This is a genomic window from Catalinimonas alkaloidigena (assembly GCF_029504655.1).
Taxonomy (GTDB): Bacteria; Bacteroidota; Bacteroidia; order Cytophagales; family Cyclobacteriaceae; genus Catalinimonas; species Catalinimonas alkaloidigena.
Window position 1 is genome coordinate 534,615 of the sequence record NZ_JAQFIL010000001.1, and the last position, 25,553, is coordinate 560,167.

Below are 25,553 nucleotides of genomic sequence, written 5' to 3' on the forward strand. Positions count from 1 at the left end.
CTTATTTAAACAAACCCAAAAAGTTGCTGGTATTGGCTTTTACCGAGTATTCCTCCTCCACTTTATTCCTTCCTGCCGCTCCCATCCTTGTACGCAGTTCCTGATCATTCAGTAGTTTGGACAAACTGTCATACCACTCCTGATCAGAGGAACAGAGGTAACCGTTCACCCCCTGTGCTACGATTTTGGCATTTACGCCTACCGGAGACACCAGCGCCGGGATCCCCAATGATAAATACTGTAAGGCTTTGAAGCCACACTTGCCTTTCGCCCACAAGTCATCAGGCAGGGGCATGATTCCGATATGAAGTTGAAGTAAGTCATCTATTTCCGTAGCTTCTTTCCAGGGGATAAAGTGCAGGTTCTTCAGCTTCATTTCCGGAGGGCGGTTAGAGATCACTACAAAGCGAAAGGCGTAAACTTTTTCTAGTTGTTGTAATACGTCTTCAATAGCATACAGGTATTTCATGGTAGAGTGTGAGCCTGTCCACCCGATCGTGAGCGGACTATCATGCTGGTTTTTGCGTTGATTGTGATAATGTTCCGTGTCAATCGTGGTAGGATTGAGCACTATCTGCTGACAGTACTGCTTTGCAAAATCGTATAGATAATTATTACCTGCGCTTACTTTATAGCTCCATCTACAGATACTGGCTACTTTTTGCTGCCATTTAATTTTGGCCATAAAACTATTGATTCCAGAAGTATCTCTCAGCCAGATAGCATCATCAAAATCATAGATGATCTTTTTCTTCAAAATTTTGGCGATGATCCATTCTACGATAGGTGGTCCCACAGGGGTGGCTTCCCGATGGATAAACACATAATCTGCTTTATTCAGGGTAGGCAGGAACAAAAGTCTGCGCAGAAAACCTTTAAGCACCCCCAGCAACTTTTTTGCGGTTTGACCCGGCTGATAGAGTATACGGTTGGTCTTTTCATCCAGGAAACCCTCAATGCGATATTGAAAGCCATTATCGTTTAGCGCTTGCAGATATTGCTCAAAACGAAAGCGTTGGCTGGGCGCTCCTCCTTCAGGGTAAGGACATAAAAAAACAATCAGCCTGGGCTTATTAAGATTCATAGGCGCAAAACAAATTTTGCACAAGATATGCCAGATTTTTGAAATGGCGACGCCAAGTCCTGGCATATCTACGCTCCTGTATGCATTTCAAATATTAATTTGCGTTCCATAAGCCATATTGTTTCAAATGATCAGAGAAGCATTACCCCCAACAACTTGCTCACCAAGCCCATAATGTCGTAGATTGCGGTATGTTAGCCGAATTCACCAGCTTTATCAGAGAATATTACCAAAGGCCGGAAGGTGAAATACCGCTGCACGAAGCCTTTATCGCTGAGCAGGATTATCTGCGACTGAAGGCCTGTCTGGATTCGGGCATCGTTTCTACGGTAGGTAGTTTGGTAGAGGAGTTTGAGCGGAAAATTGCAGAGACTGTCAATGCGGAGTATGCAGTGGCTACCAATACGGGAACAGCCGCCCTGCATCTGGCTTTGCTTTGTTCAGGAGTAAAAGCCCATGATCTGGTCATTACCCAGCCCTTTAGTTTCGTAGCTTCCTGCAATGCCATCCGCTACTGTGGTGCCGATCCCCTTTTTATTGATATTGACCGGCTTACCTTAGGCTTATCCGCTGATGCGTTGGCGACTTTTCTGGAAGAGGAAACAGAAGTCAGAGAGGATGGAAAATCCTATCATAAAGCCAGTGGTAGGAGGGTAAGTCATTGCCTGCCGGTTTGTACGTTTGGTCATCCGCCGGAGCTGGATAAAATACAAACGCTTTGCCAGAAGCATGGTATTGGCGTGATCGTAGATGCCGCCGAGGCCCTGGGAAGTAGCTATCAGGGAAAGCCCGCTGCCAGCTGGGGAGATGCAGCGGTGCTGAGTTTCAATGGGAATAAGATCGTGACCAGCGGGGGTGGAGGGATGCTACTTACCAAGCATAAACATTTGGCTGACCAAGCCCGGCATCTGTCAGTACAGGCCAGGCGACACGAAAGTATTCATATTAGCCATGATCATGTGGGCTATAACTACCGCATGCCCAATCTCAATGCTGCTTTGGGACTAGCGCAGTTGGAAAGTCTGAAAGAAAAAATGAAAAAGTTACGTCAGCTGGCAGAAGTCTATCATACTTTCTTCTGTGCATACGATTTAGAAGTAGTAAAAGAATACGAGGAAGCGAAGTCTAATTACTGGTTAAATGCAGTAGCTTTCTCCAAACAGGCGGAACGCGACGGTTTTGTGCAGGAAACCAATGCAAAGGGCATACTGACCCGCCCTGCCTGGACGCTGATGAACCACCTGCCTATGTACCAGAATTGTATCAGCACAGCCTTACCCAATGCCGAAGGGGCAGCGCAACAACTGGCACTTTTACCGAGTATCGTTGTAAATACGCCTATGGATTCTAAGTTGTAGTGGAAGAAACACTTCCTTTTTCTTATACGTTTGGTTAAATTGAAAATAAAATAAAGTCATTATGAATACTATCACCATAAGCGTACCTACCGAAAAGGATGTGAAACTATTGGAGCAATTAGCCCATAAAATGGGGTATAAAGTTCAGATTTCATTAGGCACAAAGAGTGAAAAGAAAAAGAATCATGAAGTGGGTGAAGTTACTTTGCTGTCTGAGCCAGCACTTGCAGAAGCTTGGTTAGATCCTGAAGATGATGTATACAACAACTTATGAGATACGACCAGGGTGATATAGTACTGATACCATTTCCTTTTACAGATTTAAGCCAGACAAAAAAACGACCGGCATTAGTGATAAGTAATTCAACAGCAAACCAAAGCGGTGATTACTTATTAATGCAGATAACCTCAAAGTATAGCGCTGACCTATGTGTAAAAATTTTGCTAGCTGATTATGAGGAAGAGAGATTACCTATACAAAGTTTTGTGAGGATAAATAAGATTTTTTGCCTGAACGGATCGCTCATTGAAAAAAAGATTTCCTCTGTTACTGCCGGGTTTAGCAAGCGTATCACTCAAGAAATAATAGCGATTATCAAAAGGTAGAAGTGAATTTATGGCTAAAGAAATCATACTCATCGGTGGAGGCGGGCATTGTAAGTCAGTCATAGATGTGATCGAACAGGAAGGTAGTTATACCATTAAAGGTATCATAGATGTAGCTGAGAAGGTAGGGCAGCAGGTATCGGCTTATAACATTATCGGTACTGAAGAGGAACTGCCGGAATTTCTGGAAGCATCACCCTATGCGGTAGTAACTGTCGGACAGGTAAGAGACTCAGCGCTTCGCATAAAACTTTTTGAACGTATTAAAAAAGCTGGCGGGCAGCTGCCAGTGATCATTTCTCCCCGGGCTTATGTCTCTCCCCGGGCAGAAATTGGGGAAGGAAGCGTGGTCATGCATGCGGCCTGTGTCAATGCCGGGGTAAAAGTGGGGCTGAATGCCATTATCAACAGCCAGGCCCTGATAGAGCATGATGCGGTGGTGGGTGATTATTGCCATATCTCTACCGCCGCGGTAATCAACGGCGACTGTCAGGTGGGCAATGAGGTTCTGATAGGCAGCCGGGCCGCACTGCGACAGGGAGTGAAAATAGCCGATAAAGTGCTGGTCGGGATGGGTAGCGTCGTATTACACGACATCTTAACTGCGGGTATTTATGCCGGTGTACCTGCGCATAAGTTATCATAGCGTGGTTTTTATTGCTTATTTCTCTTCACTAGCTGTAAGCTAAATCTTCTTCACTTTACCTTTCACCAAAATATCGCGTAAAAAACTGAATTTCTGTGGATTACATATTTTGCAATTTTTACTCGCTATTTTTACTTAAGACATATCACTCAATAGACAATTATTTTATCGTGTAGGTACACGATGGTAAGAAGCGTGCGTATGTTATTTTAGTAAGTAATAAAACTAAAATTTAGAAAATATACGTGATTTATATTAAGTGTTTTTGGTTTGTTTAACGTGAGTTATGTATTGAAAATTGATAGTATATACTCAAGTGTCTGCTTAATTTTGAGCATGTTAAAAAAAATAATAAAATTATGCTTGATTTCTTTTTGGTAGACAATCATCTGACGGCAGATCCCAATGATTGCCGGGCCATTACCCAACACAAGAAGACGATTACGATGGATCAGCTTATCAAGCTGATCATGTTACGCAGTGCCGGACTTACCGAGTCTGAGATTTCATCGGTACTGAAGGAGTACTTTGTGGCTTTGGAGTATTTTCTGGAAGAGGGCAATCGCATCACCACCCCTTATTTCAATATTACCCCTACGGTATGTGGGGTGTTTGAAGATAAGAAAGCGAGTTTTGAAAAAGGTAAGCACCGCATCAAAATCAATGTGACAGCGGGCGTACAGCTAAAAAAGGTAGCGGATAATATAGGAACTGAGAAAATCCGGGGCAACAAAAATGTACCTTATGTGGATGATGTATACGATCATGCCAGCGATAGTATGGATGACGTTCTTACGCCCGGAAAGCCGATCCGCATTAGCGGAGAATTTCTGAAGCTGGATCCGCAAGATGTTGCCCAGGGCGTATTCTTTGTAAACATGGCCGATCAGGCGGAGAGCCGGGCCGACATGTATATGGAAAGCCGCAATAAGCAACTCTCTTTGATGGTACCGGATACATTGGTCAGTGGGAACTATAGTCTCAAGATCAGAGCCCACATGGGCAGCGAGATCAGGGTAGGGGAGTTTAGCAGCCCACTTACAGTAAGCTGATCAGCTGTTTCCTTAGTAGCGAGCCTGTTCCTTTAGGGACAGGTTTTTTTGTTTTTGCTCACTTTTGGTAGCCTGCCATTTACTTTCCCCATCACATTTTTTTATAAACCCTCTACTGCTTCATACCGAGGGTGTCGCCCTGACCGGTAATAAACGAGATTCATTGATAAAGTATATGCCCTCCCTCTTGTCCTCCTGTCGGACGGCCGATGCCGAGGGATCTTTTTAAGTTATGAAAATGATAGTTTCTTGTGCTCAGATACATCATGTCATTGGTAGGAAACTTGCTTGATCCTGCTTGAAGCTTGGCACGAGGAGCAAAAAGTGAAGTGTTGAGGTAGGTGCTTTTAATAAAGCGATGATCTAGTACCTATACTTGGTTCACCACTCTAAAAAGTTCCTTCCAGGATGACATGCGTTGTGGATACAGCCCCTGTGGACACAGCCCCTGTGGAATAGCCCCTGCGAAGCAGCAGCTACGCCAGAGTTTGTGTCCCTGACTGAGGGTCTTACAAACCTTCATTTTTCAACAATAAAATGCAGTGAAAATAGAAGTTTTACTGATTTCAACAAAAGAAAATTTGCCCTCATACGCTTTGTCATCTCGTAACGCAGTGGAGAGATCTTAGCCTCTAAGGATAAGCTAATTTTCATAATGTATGAAATTTTATGAGATGGCTAACAAATGAATAGGCTTTGATCCATACAGGTCCTTCTAAGTCACTAGTAAGAAAGATAAAGATGGTGCAGTGAAAGCTCCCTTTGCTGCCCCAGAAAAAGAATCCTTTATTGCACCAATGAATTTATTTTCCTGCACCAGAAAAACCTTTTTCCTGCACCACTTAAGCTATTTCTCTGCCCCAGAAAAAGTATTTTACTGCCTCAAGTAAGCTTCACTTCTGTACCTGCAAGTATTTATTAGCCTAATAAAGTAGCATCTAAAAAAGCTTCAAAGCTTAGATGCCTGGCATAAAATAGTGGTATAAGCTCCCAAAGTTATGTCCATCTCCCGGAAATATCTTTCATTTACTTTTTTTCTTACAAGCTTTTCCTTCTAATTTAGCGCAGCAATATTGAGGCCTCATAGCGTAAACAGGGTGTATGTGAGCCTTCCTTTTAGCAATGAACGTATAGTTTGTGATTAGCAGCAAGCTAGTCGATGATTCGCTTTTTCTGCTTAACTTGCAGCGTAAATAATTGATTTATAGCTTTATGCACAATGTAAAGCGTATTGTATATACTCCTGAGTCTGGCTTAAGGAGACCGGGAGAACTGATCCGTGATTTTGTAGAGAGCCTGCCGCAGGCACATGCTCTGGGATATCGTCTATTTTTGAGAAATCTGAAAGGGATGTACCGTCAATCTCTGCTGGGTATGTTCTGGTCAGTCATTCCTCCCCTGATTACCTCTCTGATCTGGATATTGCTCAATGGACAGCGGGTAGTGAACATAGACGTGCCGGGTGTCTCATATCCTCTTTTTGTGATCATTGGTACCATCCTCTGGCAGAGTTTTGCAGAAGGGGTAAATGGGCCGATCAAAGGGGTGACCATGGGTAAATCCATGCTGGCCAAGATCAACTTTCCCCGCGAATCCCTTATCCTCTCCGGTATTTATGAGGTGATCTTTAATACTTTGATCAAGATTGGACTGCTGGTGCTGGTGTTTATCGCTTTTCAGCAAGTGCCCTCCTGGACTACGCTTTTTGGTTTGGTAGGTTTTGCTTCTCTTATTCTGATGGGCAGTACCATCGGGCTGCTGCTAACACCTTTGGGTATGCTGTACAATGATGTGCAGAAAGGAGTGGTGATTGTACTGCAATTTGCCATTTACCTGACGCCGGTAATCTATCCTGAACCCAAGAGTGGCTTGGTGGCTGAATTGATGAAATTTAATCCGGTAGCCCCCTTGCTGACCACTACCCGTAACCTGATGATTGGCGCACCTACACCGGGATTAGATACTTTCTTCTGGGTAAGTGGGGGGGCATTGCTATTATTTTTGCTGGGCGTTCTGATTTACCGCCTGACTATGCCCATCATCATAGAACGTATCGGGAGCTAATTATGGAAAAGATGAAGGAAAGCAAAGCCACGCAGAAGTTGGAAGTGCAGGAAAACAACAAGCCAACTGCCGCTAAGGATGAAGATGAGGTGCTGGTGAGGGTAGAGAATCTCTCCAAAAAGTTTTGTCGAGACCTCAAGCGTTCCCTCTGGTATGGGGTACAGGATATGGCAGGTGAGGTAGTAGGGCGTACTAAGAAAGACACTTTACGTAAGGATGAATTCTGGGCAGTAAAGGATGTGAGCTTCGAACTGAGACGGGGTGAGTGCCTGGGGCTGATCGGCCATAATGGAGCAGGCAAAAGTACGCTCTTGAAGATGCTCAACGGCTTGATTAAACCTGATCAGGGACGCATAGAAATGAACGGCCGGGTAGGTGCCCTGATAGAACTAGGGGCAGGCTTTAATCCGGTACTCACGGGTAGAGAGAATGTCTATATTAATGGGCAAATACTAGGCTTTACGAAGAAAGAGATAGACGAAAAATACGAAGCCATTGTAGAGTTTGCTGAGCTACAGGATTTTATGGAAACCCCGGTACAAAGCTACAGTTCCGGCATGAAAGTACGTCTGGGCTTTGCCATCGCAGCCCAAATGGAACCGGATATCCTGATCATTGATGAGGTGCTGGCTGTGGGTGATGCTAGTTTTAGGATGAAATGCCTGAACAAGATCAGTAATATGCTATTCAATGCGGCAGTTATCTTTGTTTCTCATAACATGACTCAGGTGGGCAGGATCACTAATCATTTACTAATGTTGGCAAAAGGTAAGGTGTTGTATGACAGTGATGATGTGAGAACCGGGGTTAATGAGTTCCTTGCCGCTCAGGTAAGTAGTACTAAAAGCAGCTCTGGGGAATTTAACAATGATGAGCTTGGACAAGTAGAAATAGAGCATTTGGCATTCTTAAACGATGAAGGAAAAGAAGTAGATACCCTTATCTGGAATCAGGCATATGTTATTCATGTTGTATTGAACAGCTCTTATGCTATGGATGAGTGCCTGTTGACTTTTATATTTGATAATGGAGAAATGCAGCCCATTGCTAGCTGTTATAAAAAACTAGATTTGAAAATAGGTGAAAATAGTATTCATTTAAACCTTGGTAAAGCATATCTGTCTTCTTCACGTTATTCTTTGAGGTTTATTCTCAGAAAGGATATTAATGATCTAATGCTTAGAAGAAAAGAATATCCCAATTTTTTTGTGGTTAAGGGAGTAAAAAATATAGATCAGGCTTATACTCAAATTCAAGTTTTAAATGCTTAATTAAGCTATAAACATATGAATATTTTTAGTACCATAATGACTTGTTAAAGGGTAATTGAAAGTGGAAAAGCTATTCTCTTATTTTTATCAAAATATGTTTCAAATCAAACAGAGGTTGACAGGTAGGCCTACTGACCAGAGTAAATTATTGATTAAGAAAATTCAAGGTAATTCTAAAATTAGAAATTCTAAATCTCTTGCAGATCAAATCCTTAAACAGGTAAATGAGCTAAAAGTAGAGTATGAACAATTTACTTTTTATATAAATCATGATGGCCCAGCTTTGTACCACATTCTTAATTCCATTGATAAAGTGGAAAAACTTGTTGTTTCAGTATATGAGCAAACAAAAGGGACAAAAGTACCAAGCGTTTTTTTTGATGTAGGAGCTAATTTAGGTCTTTTTAGTGTTTTCGTAAAACATTACTTTCCTGAATCTACATTGTATATTTTTGAAGCTGATCCACAATTAATACCATTCATTGAGAAAAACACCCAGGGGCTTCAAAATATCCATATTCATAATCTGGCAGTTTCTAATCTACACGGTGAGGAACTTAAATTCTACAGAAATAGGAATAGTTTTCAAACCAATTCACTTTTACAAGAAGCAGTTCTGCCTTTTTCCAAGGGACATGAATTAGAAGAGTTTGATGTAATGTCTTGTTCTATAGATAGCTTTGTATCTGAAATGAACATACCTAAAGTAGATGTAATAAAGCTTGATATACAGGGAGCAGAATATATTGCTTTAAAAGGTGGTGAGGAAACACTTAAAGCATGTAGCTTTTTATTTTTGGAAGTTTGCTTTCTAATGCCACAGGCTATTGAAAGTCTAAAACTTGCATACGATTTTTTCCCAAATCAAAAACCCATTAATGACATTATTATGGGCGCAGATTTATTAATGACAAAATAAAAATTTTATTTGATATAATGATGAACAGTTTCCTTACAAGGGTGAGTCAATCAATTCAACAATCAGAGCAGTTTGGTCTTCTATCCGATAACAAAAATTTATCAGGTTATTCAGGTAAAAAACTAGTCGGAGTTTTACAGAGATTATCTAACACTTTGATTGACGAAGATGAATGCTACTTGGAAATTGGTGTATTTCAGGGGTTAACATTGCTTTCAGTAGCTTTAGCCTTAGAAGATAGGTCTGCCTATGGGATTGATAATTTTGCTTTTTTTGATCCGGAAGGCAAAAACTTTGGCACTGTAAAGGAGCGAATACAACATCTACAGCTTAAAAATGCATTTGTTATCAATGAGGATTACGAGGATGCCATGGAAACTTTACCTAAACATGTAGATAAGAAGGTAAAAGTTTTTTTTATAGATGGGCCGCATGACTATCGCAGTCAGCTTATGTGTCTACTTTTAAGCATACCATATCTTGCAGATGATGCAGTTATCATAATAGATGACTGTAATTATAAACACGTCAGACAGGCGAATCGCGATTTCTTAATTACACATCCCGAGTTCAAAATGATCTTTGAAGCTTATACGAGTAGTCATCCTGCAAATATGTCTGATGAAGAAAAAAAAACAGCTACAGAAGGATGGTGGAATGGAGTAAATATCATAGTTAAAGATACTGCTAATAAAATTGATCCTATGTATCCTCCAACGGAAAGAAGTAGGACAGTATTTGAAAATGAACACTTATTACATGCCAAAAAGTATCCGCTAAGACAACTAGAATATGCTCGCTTGCTTCAGGCTTATGACTCTTTTGATGTAAAAAAGATTATTAATTTAAACCTTAAACTATACAGGGAAAGAAACTTCATAAGAAGTGGTGAAATAGTTGGAAAATATACAGCCTTAAATACCTATAGTGATAGCCTACCAAAAGCAAGGTATAATACATCAATAGATAGATCTTGATGTAATGAACAAATAAATTGTGTTTATGATGAAAAAAGCTTCTATCATCATCCGTTCTTTTAATGAGGAAGAGCATATTGCCAAATTACTGAGTGGTATCCTGGCGCAGGATTATCAGAATTATGAGATTATACTGGTAGATTCTGGCTCAACGGACGCTACTGTCAGTATTGCTTTCCATTATCCGGTGAAGATTATTTCTATACGTCCGGAAGAATTTTCCTTTGGTTATGCTCTTAATAAAGGTTGTGCTGAGGCTAGTGGGGAAGTTTTGGTTTTTGGCAGTGCGCATGTCTATCCGGTATATACCGACTGGCTGAGAGAGTTAGTAAAGCCTTTTAACAATGATGATGTTGGCTTAGTGTATGGAAAACAGCGGGGTAATGAGCAAAGCCAATATTCAGAGCATCAGGTATTTGCTAAATGGTTTCCTGAAGTTTCTGATCAAAATCAATTGCACCCTTTCTGCAACAATGCTAATGCAGCAATAAGAAGGTCATTATGGCAGATAATACCTTATGATGAATCGCTAACCGGCCTTGAGGATCTGGACTGGGCCAGAAAAGTGAAAGCGATAGGATATAAAATTGTGTATTCTGCCAAAGCAGAAATTATCCATGTGCATCAGGAAACTCCTAAGAAGATACTTAATCGGTACAGACGAGAGGCCATGGCCATGAAACAGATTATTAAGGAAAGCAGCTTCACTTTTTTTGACTTCATTAATTTTTTAGTATACAGCATATTTCATGATATGCTACACGCTTTACATGACAGAGTTTTTTTAAAGGAATTTAGAAATATTCTGATGTTTCGGTTTATGCAGTATTATGGAACCTATAGGGGGCATAAAGAAAGTAAGATACTAAATAATGAACTACGTCAGCGTTTTTACTATCCTAAAAGCTTTAACTTGAGGCGTAACGATTGTAATAGTTTAGAAAGTACAACTACAAACTTGATAGATTATAGTCAACTGCTTTCTACTAAAAAAGAATCTTTGTATGAGTAAAAAAGTAGCTGCGATTGTGCCGATGAGGCATAATAGTGAAAGAGTGCTGGGAAAAAACTATCGATTATTTGCTGGTAAGCCTCTTTACCATCATGTGATGCATGCACTCATAGCGGTACCAGGCATTCATGAGATTATTATTGATACTGATAGTCCAAACATTATGGAAGATGCTGCGAAGCATTTTCCTCAGGTAAAGCTTTTGGAGAGGCCCGAACATCTTAGAGATGGAGGCATCCCTATGAATGATGTATTGCTTAATATTATCTCTCAGGTTGAAAGTGATTTTTACCTGCAGACGCATAGCACCAATCCATTGTTGAGCAGCAGGTCAATTGACAAGGCAGTTCAATTTTTACTGGAAAACTATCCTATTTACGATTCTCTATTTGGTGTAACCCGTCTACAGACCAGACTGTGGGATAGTTTAGCCAGGCCGGTCAATCACAATGCAGCTATCCTTCTCAGGACACAAGATTTGCCTCCTATTTATGAGGAGAATTCCTGTATCTATATCTTTACAGAAGAAACGCTCAGACAACGTCATAATCGTATAGGAGAAAGGCCTTATCTGTTTGAGATTTCCAAACATGAAGCTCATGATATTGATATTGAAACTGACTTTTTAGTAGCGGAAACACTATATAAAGCACAGCAAAAAAATGCGTAGAGTACTGATAACAGCCCCCTATCTGAAAAATGAAATTCATAAGTTTGAGGAAGAACTTAGAGAGAAAGGGATTGATTTTTTTGTATATCCGGTCAAGGAGCGGGTAGAAGAAGATGAGTTGTTGAAAATCATAGAGCAGTATGAAGGAATAGTATGTGGGGATGACAGGATAACAGCTAAAGTAATTGATCAGGCGAAAAACCTTAAAGTAATCGTTAAATGGGGTACAGGTATAGATTCAATCAATAAAGTTTATGCTGAGGAACATGGAATACCAGTAAGGAATACGCTTAATGCGTTTACTGAGCCAGTTTCGGACTCTGTGCTGGCAATCATGCTGGCTTTTTCCAGAAAGCTTTTTGAATCTGACAGGATTATGAAATCAGGTCAGTGGGAAAAGGCCTTTGGGGTTTGTCTGAGTGAAGTGAGCTTAGGAATTATTGGATTGGGAAATATCGGTAAGGCAGTAGCCCGAAAGATCAAAACATTTGGTACAAAAGTGTATGCAAACGATATTATTGATATCCCTAAAAGTATTGTGGATGAATTAGATGTGGAGATGGTTCCATTGGAGGTTTTACTGGAAAAGTCTGATTTTGTCAATACCTGTTGTACCCTCAATGAGACCAGCCATCATTTGATCAATTCAGATACCCTGGGTAAAATGAAATCTACGGCTTACCTTATCAACGTAGCCAGAGGTCCGATTGTAAAAGAGTCTGATTTGATAAAAGCACTGGAGGAAAAAAGAATAGCTGGAGCTGGTCTTGATGTATTTGAGCATGAGCCTCTGCCTATTAACTCCCCACTCAGGAGTATGGATAACTGTATATTATCCTCTCATAATGTGAATGCCAGTCCTAAGTACTGGAATAAAGTACATAGAAACACACTGGATATGTTATACGAAGGATTAGGAATCAAATGAAGAAAGTAGTAGTCGTAACAGGATGTAATGGCGGCATTGGAAGTGCCAGCTGTACCAAATTTAAATCTGAGGGCTGGATGGTTATAGGTATTGATGTTCGTAAAGTAGAGAATCAGGCCGGATTAGATAGGTTTATTCAGGCAGATATTGTGGATGTTGACCAGATCAATACTTTAGCTCAATCCATACAGAAACAGGAAGGTAGAGTAGATGCAATTGTAAACAATGCTGCTCTTCAGGTTTGCAAGCCGTTTCAGGAGACGAAAGTGGAAGAGTGGGATCAGGTGATTAATGTTAATATGCGTGCCCCTTTCTTTTTAGTAAGCGCTTTGTATGACCTGCTAAAGGAAAATAAAGGAGCTGTTGTCAATGTAAGCTCAGTACATGCGATAGCTACTTCTAAAAATATATTGGCTTATGCAGCTAGTAAAGGAGGATTAACAACATTAACGCGTTCTCTTGCGGTAGAATGTGCAGATGATGGGGTGAGAGTCAATGCAGTATTACCAGGAGCAGTTGACACAACTATGTTGAGAGATGGACTAAAAAGAGGGCATGTAAAAGGAAGTTCTGAAGATTCCCTGGTAAGAGCTTTAGGCTTAAAGCACCTGATAGGTAGAGTAGGACAACCAGAAGAAATAGCTGAAGCAATATATTATTTAGCTGATAGTAGCAAATCTTCCTTTATTACTGGTCAGTGTATTACCATTGATGGTGGAGCCACGATTAAATTAAGTACTGAATAAATAAGGTAGCGCAGGATATGAAATTATTTTCTCCAAAAAAAGAATGGTATGTACTTAAAGATGCTATTCAAAACTACAGGGAAAATCGTTATAAGCCTCTGGATTATTATATCTGGAAAAATCAATACGCAGAACGATTAAAAAGATTCAAAGATATTCACAAAGGAGAAGACTGTTTCATTATTGGCAATGGGCCTTCTTTAAATAAGATAGACATAGAAAAGCTGAATGATTATTACACCTTTGGGCTGAATAAAATATACCTGATTAATAAAAATAAAAATTTAAAAATTGACTATTTAGCTTCTATCAATCCCTATGTAATTGAGCAAAGTATAGAACAGTTTAAGTCAATGGATCTAGAGGTATTTTTATCTTTACAATCTTGTATTGAGAAGGAGCTTAAAATTGAGAGTGGAATAAATTATCTTAATATAAAAAGAGGGATTCAATTTTCAAGGGATTGTAGTACACATGTTGGTGCAGGGCATACTGTAACCTTTACTGCTATGCAGTTGGCATATTATATGGGGTTCAAAAGAGTTTTTTTAGTAGGTATTGACCATAATTTCTTTCAGACTGGAAAGCCTAATGAGGAGCAAGTATTAACGGGAGATGATATTAATCATTTTGATAATAATTATTTTAGTGGTCAAAAATGGCAATTAGCTGACCTAGAAGGAAGTGAAGCTGCATATTCACTTGCAAAGTATTATTTTAATAAAGATGAAAAACAAATAATTGATGCTACATATGAAGGTAAATTAACCATCTTCCCCAAAATATCATATCATGAAGCTCTAACAATGGCTAATAAGAAACTAAAATAGTGATAGAAAAAGCTTTATTTTTTAATTTCTTTCAAAAAAAATTAACTTTTCTGCTTCACACTATATACACTCTTTTAGGTAGGAACCAAAAAATTTCTATCCTACTGTATGCAAGCAGACGTGGAGGGTCTACCCTATTGGCCCAGTCAATTGCAGCTAAGCGTAGTATTAGTATCATCGACCAACCTTTTGATCTGTGGAAGCCCGATACGGAGAGGGGTAAAATCATTACCAGTCATATACCAGCCAAGGCCATGAGCCAGTTTTTTGAACTCAGCCCTGTTGAAAAAAGCCAGGTAAACCATTATTTGAACAGCATCTATCAGCGCAAACTCAATCAGTTAGCAGACCGGCCAAATAGTTCTCAGTTTGTTCTAAAAATTGTAAACGCCCACGGACTTATAGATGAATTGAGCGATATGGTACCAAGCCGGTCTGTGGCTTTAATCAGACATCCCTGTGCGCAGGCAAGTTCTGTAGTAAGAAATAAATGGGGAACCTGCGAAGAGCCTTTTCTTTATTCTACAGATTGGGCAAAAAAATACCTGAGTCCGGCGCAATTGGCTTTTGGGTTAAAAATATCAAAGGAAGGGAGCTATTTTTCCAAGGCAGTACTAAACTGGTGTCTTGAATGGCAATATCCCTTAAAATATGCTGCTTCTGAATATTATCTTATCAGGTATGAAGATTTGATCATATCACCGGAGCCAACGATAAAGAAACTTTTTAATTTTCTTCATTTAAACCATGTTGAAGAAGCCATTTCGGTTTTAAAAAAACCGTCAAACTCATCTTCGTTCAGTACCGAGGCTACCCTGGAAGATATTGAGAAAGGGACAAAAGAAAACTTACTGTCCAACTGGCGGAAATATCTTTCAGATGAAGCCATTATAGAAGCTCAGCAAATTTTAGATATCTTTGAAATTGAATTATATCATACAAAGCATAACCTGCCTCAGTAAGTCTTGGTTTCCATAATACTGCCTACGTACAATAGCATAAGATTTTTAGAAGCAAGACTAAAATCTATCATAAACCAGACATTAACCGGATGGGAGTGCATCGTCATTGATGGATACTCTTCTGATGGAAGTTGGGAAATGCTGCAGGAAATTGCAGCTTCTGATAATCGTTTCCTCTTGTATAAATACCCTCCTAAGGGTCCTTATGATGCATGGAATAAAGGATTAATACATGCCCAGGGAGCATATGTTTATATCGCAACCAGCGATGATACGATGTCTCCAGATTGCTTAGAAAAGCTATTTGTTGCGTTAGAAGAACATCAGGACTGTGAGATCGCCCATTGTAATCTGACTATTATAGATGAGGAAGGTAATGATCTAAGAGCTAAAGGCTGGGATTGGGCGAAATTCCCTCCCGGTCAGTATTTTGGGGAATGGTACCATAAAAAGCACAAAAGAATTGCGCCTCATGATGCTATTTTATATGCCTCTTTACATACGATTTATCATTCCATTACTCAACTTTTATTTAGAAAAAGCCTGTGTGAAAAGATCGGTTATTTCAGAACAGATAGAGGCTCTGCCGCTGATTTTGAATGGGGAATGCGGGCTGCTTTTGTGACTAATACTTTGCATATACCAGAATACTTAGCTACCTGGCGAGTGCATAAAAAGCAAGTAACAAATATAGACCTTTTATATAGCTCTGAACATAGGGAAATGCTATTGAAAATGGTAGAGGCTGCTTACCAAAATAAATTGAATAATACAATAAAGTTAGAGGATCTGACGCATACCTACCTATTAGAAATGTGGAGTTTTTCAATTAAAGAAGGAAAACTTTATAGCTTTACCTTGTCCTTTTTGCGTACAATCATAAAAAATCCAGCTTATATCAAAAATCTATATTATCTGATAAGATACAACAATATTATAGGGGAGAACTCTGTAGAATATGCTAATAAAATGGTGATTAAATATAACTTAATGGGGTATTTGGTGCATATTTGAACTCCTAAATAGAAGAATTAGGATAAGCAGTATTATATGAAAATATTAAGGATTTCTTTTTTTGACTCAAATCCTTGGGGAGATGGAGGTGCTAAAAGAACTGCCCAAATTACTGAAATACTGAGTAGGATTGAATCAGGAGAGCAGTGTATTAAGTTTGAAGATTATTATGCAAACTCATTTAGCAGGATACACTTTACCAAACTTCAGGTATTGAAAATCGGCATTGCTATTTTATCTAGATATAAGCTATTATATCATCTCGCCAATAAAAAAAGACCTCATACTTTTCTTGCGAATGTGGGAGTGACGTTTCTGGTTACTAAAGATATACTTAATAGTTTTGTATTTGAACGTGTAATATTAGAAAACACCAGGTCAGAATACTGGTATTTGCCCTATTTTCTTGATTATCTGGGTATTGATTTTATTGCGCTGCCTCATAATCTGGAAGCTTTAGTTCCAGGTCAGGTTTCATTTTTATCTCAAAAACGTGCACCAAATTGGTTAACAGAAGAACTAAAAAAGTTGACTTTGGCCGAAAAGTTATTTACTATCTCTCATGAAGAGGCATGGCTGCTAAGTATTTATCAATTGGGTGGAACGTATTTGCCTTACTGGCCAGCAGATGAAGTATATCAACATTTAAAGAAGATAAGGGTAAAAAGAAAAAATACAGAAAAACAAGGAGCATTAATCATCGGCTCTGCCACAAACCCTCCGACTTATCAGGGAATGGCTCTGGTTATTGATTATTTTTCAAACAAAAAAAGCTTTCAGTATCCCATTTATCTTGCTGGCTATCAAACCGATAAGATATTTAACCATCTCTATAAAGATTGTCCCGATACAATTCAATTTCTTGGAGCCATATCCCAGGAAAGGCTTACCGAGTTATTAACGGAGGTTAAGTGTGTGATTATCAACCAACAAAACAGTAGCGGTGCATTAACAAAAATCTTAGAATTTTTGATTGCAGGTATCCCCTTGGTTGTCAATCAGGAAAGTATCAGGTCTTATCAAAATGTAAATGGAATTTATCCTTTCTATTGTCATGATCAGATTGAGAGTTATTTAGACCAAAAATTAGGTATACCCTCTATGCCTCAATATCCCGAAAGAGAGATTAATTATTTTGTAAACTTTGTAAACACATGGATACAAAAAAGATCTCAGTTCTGACACCTTCTTATAATTCGGGTAAGTATATTGAGCGGGCTATCCAAAATGTGCTTAGCCAAGATTATCAGAATTGGGAACATATTATTGTAGATGGTCAAAGTAAGGATGAAACAATCAATATATTAAAGAAGTATCCTCATTTGAAGTGGATATCCGAGCCTGATCAGGGACAATCTGATGCCATGAATAAGGCCTTTCAGATGTGTACTGGCGATATCATTGTATATTTAAATGCGGATGACTGGTTTGAGGATAATATTTTTTTGCATGTTTGCAGCGAGTTCGACAGAAACCAAAATGTAGACATGTTGGTGGGTAACCTAATTGTATATTTTGAAGGTAAGAAGAAAGAATTGAGAAAGCCTTCTATAGTATATGAGGACATATTGAGCTACTGGAAAACATTATTTCCTGGAAATCCGGTGAGTTATTTTTATAAAAGAGAGCTACAATCTAAAATAGGCCAATTTCCTATCAATTATCACTATACTATGGATTATTGGTTTCTCTTAAAGGCATATCAAATTGGTAAGGTCGGGTATTTGGATGAAACATTTGGCACTTTTTATATAGACGGTTTTAATAAAACGGCAACTTCTTTTGTCTTACAGAATTTACATATTACGTTGCTTAAGCATTTAGCACTTAGGGACCCACTTAACATATTTAACATATACAAAAAATACATAAGTTTTTTTGGTTTTAGAAGGACAATAGAGTATCAGCAGTTTTTTTGGTACGTAAGAAGAATTATGCAACTTGCAGGCCTGAAACGAAAATGAATAATAATAAGAATCTGGTAGCCGTAGTGATACCATTTCATAAGAGTGAAATGAGTGAGATAGAAGAGGTATCATTTATTAATAATACTAAGATACTTAACAGGTATCCAATTTACCTCCTGTTACCTGAGGGTACTAACGCAGATAGGTTCCTGCAAATTGCGCCTAACATTAGATTATTATTTTTTCATCCTAGATATTTTAGTTCTTACTCAGCAGCCAATCATTTTTGGATACAAAAAGACCTTTATGATTATTTTAAGCAGTTTAAATTCATTTTAAAATGTGAGCTGGATTCTTATGTCTTTAAAGATGAACTTGAGTACTGGTGTGCTAGAAATTATGATTATATAGGTGCCCCTTGGATTGATAGCAAAAAATGGATACCTATTTTACAAAACGCTTTACATTCGGAAAACATAATTTTTAAGAAAATAAAGTATGTCTTAAGTAAGAGGACAAGAAGTAAGAATATTTTTGTTGGGAATAGTGGATTATCATTAAGAAAAGTAAGTGTATTTAGATTGGTAAGCAGGTTGTTACCTCTCTTTATTCCTAATCTAGAAAAGTTTAGCGTACAAGAAGACTTCATTTGGTCTTTTTACGTAGCAAGTTATTTCTCATTCTTCAATATACCTGATTACAAAGAGGCCTTACAATTCTCTATAGAGACTGAACCAAGGGAATGTTATCGCTTAAACAATTATCAGCTTCCTTTTGGGTGTCATGCCTGGGAAAAGTATGATATGGATTTCTGGAAAAACCATATGAAGGTTTAAAATGAGTACTTATCATAAACAAGGTGGAGGTGAACAAAGACCACCTTACATTGATGCTAAATTCAATATCCATGATATAGTATTAAGTACTCCAAGGCAATGGCCGAAAATATCCATTGTCACTCCAAGCTACAATCAAGGACAGTTTATTGAAGAAACTATTCTTTCAGTGATTAATCAAAACTATCCTAACTTAGAATACATTATCATTGACGGAGGAAGTACAGATAATACGATTGATGTTATAAGAAAATATGAAAAGTATATTACTTATTGGATAAGTGAAGCAGATGAAGGTCAAACTGATGCTATTAACAAAGGTTTAGCTAAGTGTACAGGAGAAGTATTTAATTGGCTAAATAGTGATGATTATTTCGAGCCAGAGGCATTAATACAAATTGGCAAAGCTTTTAAAGACTCAAGTACATATGTGTTTTCTGGAAAAGAAAGAAGAGTTAATGAAAAAGGAGGTGAAATTGAAATTAGTGATGGCACAAGTATATTAGACACTTTGTCAAAGACAATTGGTAAATGTCATATAGATCAACCTTCCACGTTTTTCAGATTGTCTGCGCTAAAGCCTTTATTGCCCCTAAATAATGCTTTCCATTACTTAATGGATGGAGAAATATGGATGAGGTATTTACTGTATTGGGGACAGGAAAATGTAGTGAAATCTAATGCGATATTAGTTAACTTTAGGCATCATAACACCTCAAAAACAATTTCATTGTACACTAATTTTCAAATTGATAAAAACACCTTTGAAAACAATCTGATAAAAAAATTCGCAATAGATAATATAATAAAAAATATTTTATTAGGCAGAGAATCTTGGAATTATTCAAAAAAACTTAAGATCAATTTTCACATTGATGAAAATGTGATTATAAGTTTTTTTTGTGCAAGATCAATTACTCAGCTTTACAGTGATGGCAAATATACAAGTGCAAAAAAGTGCTTGATGTTTATTAAAACTCATTATCCTAACCTTTTTAATTTGTATCCTGCCTTAAATTATTATATGAAAGTTCTTTTAATTCCTGTTGATATTTTATCTTTTGTTCGGAATGTAAAAAAATCATTGTCAGGCTATTTCTATAAATAAAAAATTGTAGCATGTTCACTGCTTATTATAGATTGAAGGAGAGAATAGTTATAGCTTTGAAATGGAGGATCATACACTTAACCAGATTAGCGCGAAAGAAATTAGAAAAATATAAATTTCTTCCACCGAAACCAGAGCTTAAGCAAGAAGCATTATTTTGGGAAGCCTTACAAGAAACTGGAATGGATGGAGAAAAAAGAATAGACCATATCAATGCGCGATGCTATCTGAATGATAAAGAATTTTACGTTATTTTCCCTTTAAGGTACCTTGCAAGTGTAAAAAAATTAGACAAAACGAAAACACTACATTATGTTTTTGTTGGTAAAGAAGAAGAAGGAAGGGAATGGGTCAATGAGTTTAGTGGAGATAAATCCTTTATTAGTCTTACAGATAAAGGGTGGAAAATGCCTAAAAATTTATTTGATTCAACTTACTATCAGCTTCTATGCAATAGTAAATTTACTTTGTGCCCAAGGGGAAAGTTTTTATGGACATATAGGTTTTACGAAGCGATCATGTGTAAGTCGATTCCAATAGTAGATAAGCATTATGAAGAACCAAGTATGTGGGGTTTCAAATATTATTACTATCAGGAATCATCTACCCATTTATTTTCCCAAGACATTGTGGAACATAATTACAGGTTATTTCTTCAACGACATACTTTAATTGATGAGTTCTTAGAATTGGTTTTGTAAAAGACCAGAATAGTGAATTTATTTATGTCTCCTTACAGAAAAAAAAAATTACTGATCGTAAGTATATCGGCTCCGCCCAAAAATGCCCCTGAAAGTTTGCAAGCTGCCAAATATTTTAAATATCTTTCTTATGAAGATTTTAACACTACTTTAATTACTTCTAAAATAAGTGATGGTTGGCGGCCTAATGATGATACATTAAAACCTTATTTAAAAAATATACACAAAGTTATTGAAATACCTATCTGGCCTAATCGGTATATACATGCTCTTACTAGCTTGTTGTGCCCTTTTCTTTTAGAGAAACCTGATGGTGATGCCCCTTTCCACTGGCGTTATCAACAAGTGAAAAAAAAGTTAAAAAACGATGAGCCAGATATAATATATTCAAGATCAACCCCTATAAGTTCATCTATCTTAGCATTAAAGCTTAAAATGAATTACAAAGTGCCCTGGGTGATGCATCTTAGTGATCCTTGGGTGGATAATCCTTATTTGAACCTTAAAAAAAAAGGTAAGTCATATAATAAAAAAAAGGAATCGCTTTGCTTTAAATATGCTGATAGAGTAACTGTTACCTCAAAAAAAACTTTGGAGCTTTATCAGGAGAAGTATCCAGAACATACAGACAAATTATTGTTATATCCTAATGTATATGACCCCGATCTACTAAATGAAATAGATTTAACTTTAAATGAAAAGTTGACATTTGTGCATACAGGGAGACTATATGAGAGTAGGAACGTAAAGTCTATGCTTAGTGCTATTGAGAAGTTTATTTCCAGGAATCCTGCGGCTCAGGGTCATGTAGATTTCATATTTGCTGGTTTTGCTGATGAAAAAAACAAACAAATCATGACAAATTGTAGCCTTGGTTGTGTAAAATATTTAGGGGCACTGCCTTTTGATAAATCTCTGTATTTACAGCGAAGTGCACATGTTTTAATAAATATTGATAGTGATGAGCAAGATAGTAGGTTTCAGCTTTTTTTTCCTTCTAAACTATTGGACTATTTTGTGGCTAAAAAGACGATGTTATGCATAACAGCAGAAGGGTCTACTACCTATGATCTCATTGAAGACAAATACGGCCGTTGCTTTACTCATGATGATATAGAGGGATTGGCAGATTATATCACAGTTTGTTATGAAAAGTTTGTATTAGGTGATAAACAGTTTTTCTATAATGCAGATGTTCCTACTGAGTTTTCAGCAAGCGTAAATGGAAAAAGGTTAAGCACACTTCTAAAAGAATTATGAAAAAAATTGCCATAGTAGTAGGTACCCGACCAGAAGCAATCAAATTGATTCCGCTATACTTAGCCCTTAAGAAAAATGAAAATTATAACGTAATTCTGATTTCTACAGGACAGCATCAGAAAATGCTTAATCAGATTTTTGATTTTTTTGAAACTACTCCAAATTATGATTTGGGTGTAATGGTTCACAATCAAACGCTAACATCACTTACAGCAAAGCTTTTACTAAAACTCGGAAGTTTATTTGAAGACATAAAGCCTGATGCAGTAATTGTGCAGGGGGATACAACTACCTGTCTGACAGGGGCTTTAGCTGCGTACTACCAACAAATTAGAGTAGTTCATATAGAGGCAGGTTTAAGAACAGGAAATAAATTTGCTCCTTTTCCTGAAGAAGTCAACAGGAAGTTAGTAGCCGATATTGCTGATATGCATTTTCCTCCAACTCATAGAGCATTACATGCTCTTAAGCAAGAGAATATCAATGAAAGTGTTTATGTAGTAGGAAATACTGTGGTGGATAGTTTATTGATTGCTAAAGAGAAAATATATAAACAAGAAAATAAGTATAAAATACTCTTCAAGTATGCTCTGTGTACGTACGAACGACTTATTTTGATTACTTGCCACAGAAGGGAAAGCTTTGGTACCGGCCTTAATAGTATTTGCCAAGCAATTAAGAGCTTAGCTATTCTTTTCCCAAACTTTTCATTTTTTTTTCCAGTCCACCTAAATCCCAATATTCAAAGAATTGTTAACGAGATTCTGTGTGAAATAGACAATGTTTTTTTAAGCTCTCCTCTTCCTTATGATCAGATGGTTTATTTGATGAATGAAGCATACTTAATCATGACAGACTCTGGAGGTATACAAGAAGAAGCTCCCAGCTTAAAAAAGCCTGTTATGATAATGAGAGAGACTACTGAGAGGCCGGAAGGTGTGGAGGCAGGTTGTAGTGTACTTGTAGGTACCAATAAATCTGTAATAGAAAAAGCTTTTTTGAGGATACTTAATGACCCGGATGTCTATGATAACATGAGCAAAGGCAATAATCCTTATGGAGATGGTAAGGCCTCTTTGCATATTGTAAAATATATTGATCAATTGTGGTGAAAAGAAATATACTCTTAGTTATTCCTAATCTGGGATTTGGAGGAGCGCAGCGAGATTTTAGTAAATTAAGTATAGAGCTTGCTAAAAAATATTGCATTTACGTATGCGTATTCAATAAAATTGGGGGCGTAGATTTTCCTCTTGGAGGCAAATTAATTGATATGTCAGTTTCTGGAGGGGGTAGTGTTTTTAAAAAGTTGCTGAATTTTATTAAACGAGTAAAAAAGTTAAAGGCAATAAAACAAGCATACGAAATTGATGCTACTATTAGCTATTTAGAGGGGGCTAATTATGTTAATGTCTTGTCTAAATCAAATGATAAAATTATCATTAGTATTCGAGGTAGTCAACAGTATGATGAAACCATAAAAGGCTTTTTAGGCTGGTTACGCAAAAATATTTTTATTAAGCTACTTTATTCCAGAGCAGATAAATTGGTTGCACTAAATTATGGAATTAGTAAAGAGTTGACCGATATTTATAAAATTAATGCTGATAAGGTGAATATTATCAGGAACTATTTTGATCTTGAAGAGATACGAATTAAGTCTAAAGAAAATTTGAGTGGTGAATTGGCTAATTTTTTTGATGGCTTTATTATTTGTACAGCGGGTAGGCTAGCACCTGAAAAAGGTTACTTTCATCTAATGAATGTAGTAGCAGAGGTAAGAAAAGTAAAGGCTAATATTAAACTTTTGATCATAGGTGACGGCCCATTAAAGTATCAGCTATTTGAATATGCTAAACAATTAGGTTTGAAGCCCTATGCAGAGTGGAATGAGAGGCATCCATTTAGTATAGATGAAACCCAATTGTTATTTACCGGATATGAAAATAATCCCTTTAAATTTATAGCCAAAAGTCAACTGTTCACTATTACCTCCTCTAGTGAAGGAGGGCCTAACATTCTGTCTGAAGCCATGATATGTAATGTGCCAGTAATTTCAGTAGATTGTCCGAGTGGGCCTAGAGAAAAACTGTCAAAAAATTGTGAAAGGCCGAGCAAAAGTATTACAAAAGCAGAATGTAGTGATTATGGAATTTTAATGCCTGTTTTTGAACAAAATAATAGACAGCCGATCCAAGAATGGATAAGAGTAATTTCAGAATTAGTAGATAATAAAGATATACTTAGTCGATATGTAAAACGAGCAAATCAAATGATTGCGCGATATGATATATCGTTAATGAGTAAGGCATGGGAAAAAGTAATGTAGCATGTAAATCAGAGTGTAAAAAAATTTTAATCAAAGGATACTATGGGTTTGGGAATTTAGGTGATGATATCTTAATGATGACCTCATATTCCTTTTTAAAGGAAAAATATCCAGATGCTACCTATTACGTTTTTAGCAATAATGATGATGAAGTTTTCAGGCAGTATATATATAAGTTACTAAACAAGGAAGTACTAATCATTGATTGGAAGAGTCAGGAAAACTTTGATATAATATGGAGAGGAGGAGGGGGAGTCTTCTTTGACTTTAAAACAGGAAAACTCAAGGACCTTATAATAAATTTATCCATCAAATTAATGGGGATTTATTCATATAAGACTCTTTTTAATTTATATAAAAAACTAACTAAGCAAAAAAATATTAGTACCAAAAGACAATTGGGAATTGGTATAGGATTAGGGAAGCACACATTATCTTCCAGAAAATTTAGAGATCATTGTATAGAGCTTGCTAATTTCAATGCATTAATAGTCAGGGATTCTATTAGTATAAGTTATTTGAAGAAGCTAAAATTTAAAAAGTTTTATAGTCAGCGCACGGATTTAGCTTTTTTTTGTAATGCTTGGGAGCAGAGAAGTTTGAAGAGTAATAATGGGGTTTTCCACAACAAGATAGGTTTTGTACTAAGAGATTGGAATTACGAAGATATAACTGCTGAGGATAACATATTTCAAGTGGCATTGCAGTTACAAGAAAAAGGAATACAAACTAGTTTTTTTTCTTTTGATGAAAGTGGAGATGCTCATGTAATTGAAAAAGCAAAACAATTAAATTTTATTGTTTATGTCTGGAATCCTAATAATATTTCTTTGAGTGACTACTTGGAATATTTGGCATTAAACTCTTTGCTAATCACTGCAAGAGCACATGGTGCTATTATTGGTAATTGTTTACAAATCCCCAGCATATGTCTAGCTATTGAACCAAAACTTGTACAAGTTCACCAAATGTTGTCAATATCCACGGAATTGATTAATCCTCCCTTCTTAAATGAGGAGTTACTTCATTCAGTTAATAAAATTATTTTAAGCTATCAATCTTATTTTGAAGCCACATTGGTGGATTTCTACAAAAACAAACAAATGATTAATAAAGGTTTTGATGAGATAAGTAACTTCTTTTGATAAGCATTAAATCTGAGAGCATATAGTGAAAAACTGTTTAGAGTCTTTAGATAAGTAGAGATTTCCTTTAAAGAAAATGTGTGATACATTACTTCTGTTTAAGAGTATTGTTCTGGCAGTTGTAAGTT

General features: G+C 37.2%; 26 protein-coding genes. 25 read left to right on the forward strand and 1 reads right to left on the reverse strand.

Annotation, left to right across the window (positions count from 1 at the left end):
- Position 1 precedes the first annotated feature (1 nt).
- A complete protein-coding gene (locus tag OKW21_RS02215) occupies positions 2-1,084 on the reverse strand; it encodes a glycosyltransferase family 4 protein (RefSeq protein ID WP_277476777.1) in 1,083 nt (360 codons plus the stop codon).
- Between the two features lie 191 nt (positions 1,085-1,275).
- Between OKW21_RS02215 and OKW21_RS02220 the strand changes: the two genes are divergently transcribed.
- The 25 genes from OKW21_RS02220 (at position 1,276) to OKW21_RS02340 (ending at position 25,425) form a co-directional block, all read left to right on the forward strand.
- Positions 1,276-2,442: a LegC family aminotransferase gene (locus OKW21_RS02220; RefSeq protein ID WP_277476779.1), complete on the forward strand. Its 1,167-nt coding sequence runs from the start codon at positions 1,276-1,278 to the stop codon at positions 2,440-2,442.
- Between the two features lie 61 nt (positions 2,443-2,503).
- Positions 2,504-2,716, forward strand: coding sequence for a hypothetical protein (locus OKW21_RS02225; protein ID WP_277476781.1), 213 nt, complete (start codon positions 2,504-2,506; stop codon positions 2,714-2,716).
- Entirely contained in the window at positions 2,713-3,048 is a 336-nt protein-coding gene (locus OKW21_RS02230; RefSeq protein ID WP_277476782.1) for a type II toxin-antitoxin system PemK/MazF family toxin, read from the forward strand. Before OKW21_RS02225 ends, OKW21_RS02230 begins: the two co-directional genes overlap by 4 nt.
- Before the next feature lie 10 nt (positions 3,049-3,058).
- Complete coding sequence (locus OKW21_RS02235; RefSeq protein WP_277476783.1) at positions 3,059-3,694, forward strand: acetyltransferase; 636 nt, start codon at positions 3,059-3,061, stop codon at positions 3,692-3,694.
- Between the two features lie 359 nt (positions 3,695-4,053).
- Entirely contained in the window at positions 4,054-4,746 is a 693-nt protein-coding gene (locus OKW21_RS02240; protein WP_277476785.1) for a DNA-binding domain-containing protein, read from the forward strand.
- Positions 4,747-5,958: 1,212 nt separating this feature from the next.
- Positions 5,959-6,810: an ABC transporter permease gene (locus OKW21_RS02245; protein ID WP_277476788.1), complete on the forward strand. Its 852-nt coding sequence runs from the start codon at positions 5,959-5,961 to the stop codon at positions 6,808-6,810.
- 2 nt (positions 6,811-6,812) lie between these two features.
- Positions 6,813-8,081 carry an ABC transporter ATP-binding protein gene (locus OKW21_RS02250; RefSeq protein WP_277476790.1) on the forward strand — a complete coding sequence of 423 codons (1,269 nt, stop codon included), beginning with the start codon at positions 6,813-6,815 and terminating at the stop codon, positions 8,079-8,081.
- Between the two features lie 61 nt (positions 8,082-8,142).
- A complete protein-coding gene (locus OKW21_RS02255) occupies positions 8,143-9,000 on the forward strand; it encodes an FkbM family methyltransferase (protein ID WP_277476792.1) in 858 nt (285 codons plus the stop codon).
- A gap of 17 nt (positions 9,001-9,017) precedes the next feature.
- The gene (locus tag OKW21_RS02260; RefSeq protein WP_277476793.1) at positions 9,018-9,977 is read left to right on the forward strand and encodes a class I SAM-dependent methyltransferase; all 960 of its coding nucleotides are present in this window, start codon (positions 9,018-9,020) and stop codon (positions 9,975-9,977) included.
- Positions 9,978-10,002: 25 nt separating this feature from the next.
- Positions 10,003-10,989, forward strand: a complete 987-nt coding sequence (locus OKW21_RS02265; protein WP_277476794.1) for a glycosyltransferase family 2 protein — start codon at positions 10,003-10,005, stop codon at positions 10,987-10,989.
- On the forward strand, positions 10,982-11,659 hold the full coding sequence (locus OKW21_RS02270; RefSeq protein WP_277476795.1) for an acylneuraminate cytidylyltransferase family protein: 678 nt from the start codon (positions 10,982-10,984) through the stop codon (positions 11,657-11,659). Before OKW21_RS02265 ends, OKW21_RS02270 begins: the two co-directional genes overlap by 8 nt.
- The gene (locus OKW21_RS02275) at positions 11,652-12,587 is read left to right on the forward strand and encodes a phosphoglycerate dehydrogenase (RefSeq protein ID WP_277476797.1); all 936 of its coding nucleotides are present in this window, start codon (positions 11,652-11,654) and stop codon (positions 12,585-12,587) included. Before OKW21_RS02270 ends, OKW21_RS02275 begins: the two co-directional genes overlap by 8 nt.
- Entirely contained in the window at positions 12,584-13,333 is a 750-nt protein-coding gene (locus tag OKW21_RS02280; protein ID WP_277476798.1) for an SDR family NAD(P)-dependent oxidoreductase, read from the forward strand. Before OKW21_RS02275 ends, OKW21_RS02280 begins: the two co-directional genes overlap by 4 nt.
- A gap of 17 nt (positions 13,334-13,350) precedes the next feature.
- Positions 13,351-14,163 (forward strand): 6-hydroxymethylpterin diphosphokinase MptE-like protein, encoded by an 813-nt coding sequence (locus tag OKW21_RS02285; protein ID WP_277476799.1) that lies wholly within the window; start codon positions 13,351-13,353, stop codon positions 14,161-14,163.
- Positions 14,163-15,125 (forward strand): sulfotransferase, encoded by a 963-nt coding sequence (locus OKW21_RS02290; protein ID WP_277476800.1) that lies wholly within the window; start codon positions 14,163-14,165, stop codon positions 15,123-15,125. Before OKW21_RS02285 ends, OKW21_RS02290 begins: the two co-directional genes overlap by 1 nt.
- A 3-nt stretch (positions 15,126-15,128) precedes the next feature.
- Positions 15,129-16,139, forward strand: coding sequence for a glycosyltransferase (locus OKW21_RS02295; protein WP_277476803.1), 1,011 nt, complete (start codon positions 15,129-15,131; stop codon positions 16,137-16,139).
- A 36-nt stretch (positions 16,140-16,175) separates the two neighbouring features.
- Positions 16,176-17,321, forward strand: a complete 1,146-nt coding sequence (locus tag OKW21_RS02300; protein ID WP_277476804.1) for a hypothetical protein — start codon at positions 16,176-16,178, stop codon at positions 17,319-17,321.
- Entirely contained in the window at positions 17,294-18,103 is an 810-nt protein-coding gene (locus OKW21_RS02305) for a glycosyltransferase family 2 protein (RefSeq protein WP_277476805.1), read from the forward strand. The genes OKW21_RS02300 and OKW21_RS02305 overlap by 28 nt, the downstream gene beginning before the upstream one ends.
- A complete protein-coding gene (locus OKW21_RS02310; RefSeq protein WP_277476807.1) occupies positions 18,100-18,882 on the forward strand; it encodes a DUF5672 family protein in 783 nt (260 codons plus the stop codon). Before OKW21_RS02305 ends, OKW21_RS02310 begins: the two co-directional genes overlap by 4 nt.
- Before the next feature lies 1 nt (position 18,883).
- Positions 18,884-19,990 (forward strand): glycosyltransferase family 2 protein, encoded by a 1,107-nt coding sequence (locus OKW21_RS02315; protein WP_277476809.1) that lies wholly within the window; start codon positions 18,884-18,886, stop codon positions 19,988-19,990.
- A gap of 11 nt (positions 19,991-20,001) precedes the next feature.
- Complete coding sequence (locus OKW21_RS02320; RefSeq protein WP_277476811.1) at positions 20,002-20,691, forward strand: hypothetical protein; 690 nt, start codon at positions 20,002-20,004, stop codon at positions 20,689-20,691.
- Between the two features lie 24 nt (positions 20,692-20,715).
- Positions 20,716-21,951, forward strand: coding sequence for a glycosyltransferase (locus OKW21_RS02325; protein WP_277476813.1), 1,236 nt, complete (start codon positions 20,716-20,718; stop codon positions 21,949-21,951).
- On the forward strand, positions 21,948-23,063 hold the full coding sequence (gene wecB, locus OKW21_RS02330; RefSeq protein WP_277476815.1) for a non-hydrolyzing UDP-N-acetylglucosamine 2-epimerase: 1,116 nt from the start codon (positions 21,948-21,950) through the stop codon (positions 23,061-23,063). The genes OKW21_RS02325 and wecB overlap by 4 nt, the downstream gene beginning before the upstream one ends.
- Entirely contained in the window at positions 23,060-24,280 is a 1,221-nt protein-coding gene (locus OKW21_RS02335; RefSeq protein WP_277476816.1) for a glycosyltransferase, read from the forward strand. Before wecB ends, OKW21_RS02335 begins: the two co-directional genes overlap by 4 nt.
- Entirely contained in the window at positions 24,262-25,425 is a 1,164-nt protein-coding gene (locus OKW21_RS02340) for a polysaccharide pyruvyl transferase family protein (protein ID WP_277476817.1), read from the forward strand. Before OKW21_RS02335 ends, OKW21_RS02340 begins: the two co-directional genes overlap by 19 nt.
- The last annotated feature ends 128 nt before the right edge of the window (positions 25,426-25,553 follow it).

What these genes read in the sequence shown, in the direction of transcription:
- OKW21_RS02215 (WP_277476777.1), bottom strand. Translation starts at nt 1,084, where the DNA reads ATGAATCTTAATAAGCCCAGGCTGATTGTTTTTTTATGTCCTTACCCT.
- OKW21_RS02220 (WP_277476779.1), top strand. Translation starts at nt 1,276, where the DNA reads ATGTTAGCCGAATTCACCAGCTTTATCAGAGAATATTACCAAAGGCCG.
- OKW21_RS02225 (WP_277476781.1), top strand. Translation starts at nt 2,504, where the DNA reads ATGAATACTATCACCATAAGCGTACCTACCGAAAAGGATGTGAAACTA.
- OKW21_RS02230 (WP_277476782.1), top strand. Translation starts at nt 2,713, where the DNA reads ATGAGATACGACCAGGGTGATATAGTACTGATACCATTTCCTTTTACA.
- OKW21_RS02235 (WP_277476783.1), top strand. Translation starts at nt 3,059, where the DNA reads ATGGCTAAAGAAATCATACTCATCGGTGGAGGCGGGCATTGTAAGTCA.
- OKW21_RS02240 (WP_277476785.1), top strand. Translation starts at nt 4,054, where the DNA reads ATGCTTGATTTCTTTTTGGTAGACAATCATCTGACGGCAGATCCCAAT.
- OKW21_RS02245 (WP_277476788.1), top strand. Translation starts at nt 5,959, where the DNA reads ATGCACAATGTAAAGCGTATTGTATATACTCCTGAGTCTGGCTTAAGG.
- OKW21_RS02250 (WP_277476790.1), top strand. Translation starts at nt 6,813, where the DNA reads ATGGAAAAGATGAAGGAAAGCAAAGCCACGCAGAAGTTGGAAGTGCAG.
- OKW21_RS02260 (WP_277476793.1), top strand. Translation starts at nt 9,018, where the DNA reads ATGATGAACAGTTTCCTTACAAGGGTGAGTCAATCAATTCAACAATCA.
- OKW21_RS02265 (WP_277476794.1), top strand. Translation starts at nt 10,003, where the DNA reads ATGATGAAAAAAGCTTCTATCATCATCCGTTCTTTTAATGAGGAAGAG.
- OKW21_RS02270 (WP_277476795.1), top strand. Translation starts at nt 10,982, where the DNA reads ATGAGTAAAAAAGTAGCTGCGATTGTGCCGATGAGGCATAATAGTGAA.
- OKW21_RS02275 (WP_277476797.1), top strand. Translation starts at nt 11,652, where the DNA reads ATGCGTAGAGTACTGATAACAGCCCCCTATCTGAAAAATGAAATTCAT.
- OKW21_RS02280 (WP_277476798.1), top strand. Translation starts at nt 12,584, where the DNA reads ATGAAGAAAGTAGTAGTCGTAACAGGATGTAATGGCGGCATTGGAAGT.
- OKW21_RS02285 (WP_277476799.1), top strand. Translation starts at nt 13,351, where the DNA reads ATGAAATTATTTTCTCCAAAAAAAGAATGGTATGTACTTAAAGATGCT.
- OKW21_RS02300 (WP_277476804.1), top strand. Translation starts at nt 16,176, where the DNA reads ATGAAAATATTAAGGATTTCTTTTTTTGACTCAAATCCTTGGGGAGAT.
- OKW21_RS02305 (WP_277476805.1), top strand. Translation starts at nt 17,294, where the DNA reads ATGGATACAAAAAAGATCTCAGTTCTGACACCTTCTTATAATTCGGGT.
- OKW21_RS02310 (WP_277476807.1), top strand. Translation starts at nt 18,100, where the DNA reads ATGAATAATAATAAGAATCTGGTAGCCGTAGTGATACCATTTCATAAG.
- OKW21_RS02315 (WP_277476809.1), top strand. Translation starts at nt 18,884, where the DNA reads ATGAGTACTTATCATAAACAAGGTGGAGGTGAACAAAGACCACCTTAC.
- OKW21_RS02320 (WP_277476811.1), top strand. Translation starts at nt 20,002, where the DNA reads ATGTTCACTGCTTATTATAGATTGAAGGAGAGAATAGTTATAGCTTTG.
- OKW21_RS02325 (WP_277476813.1), top strand. Translation starts at nt 20,716, where the DNA reads ATGTCTCCTTACAGAAAAAAAAAATTACTGATCGTAAGTATATCGGCT.
- wecB (WP_277476815.1), top strand. Translation starts at nt 21,948, where the DNA reads ATGAAAAAAATTGCCATAGTAGTAGGTACCCGACCAGAAGCAATCAAA.
- OKW21_RS02340 (WP_277476817.1), top strand. Translation starts at nt 24,262, where the DNA reads ATGGGAAAAAGTAATGTAGCATGTAAATCAGAGTGTAAAAAAATTTTA.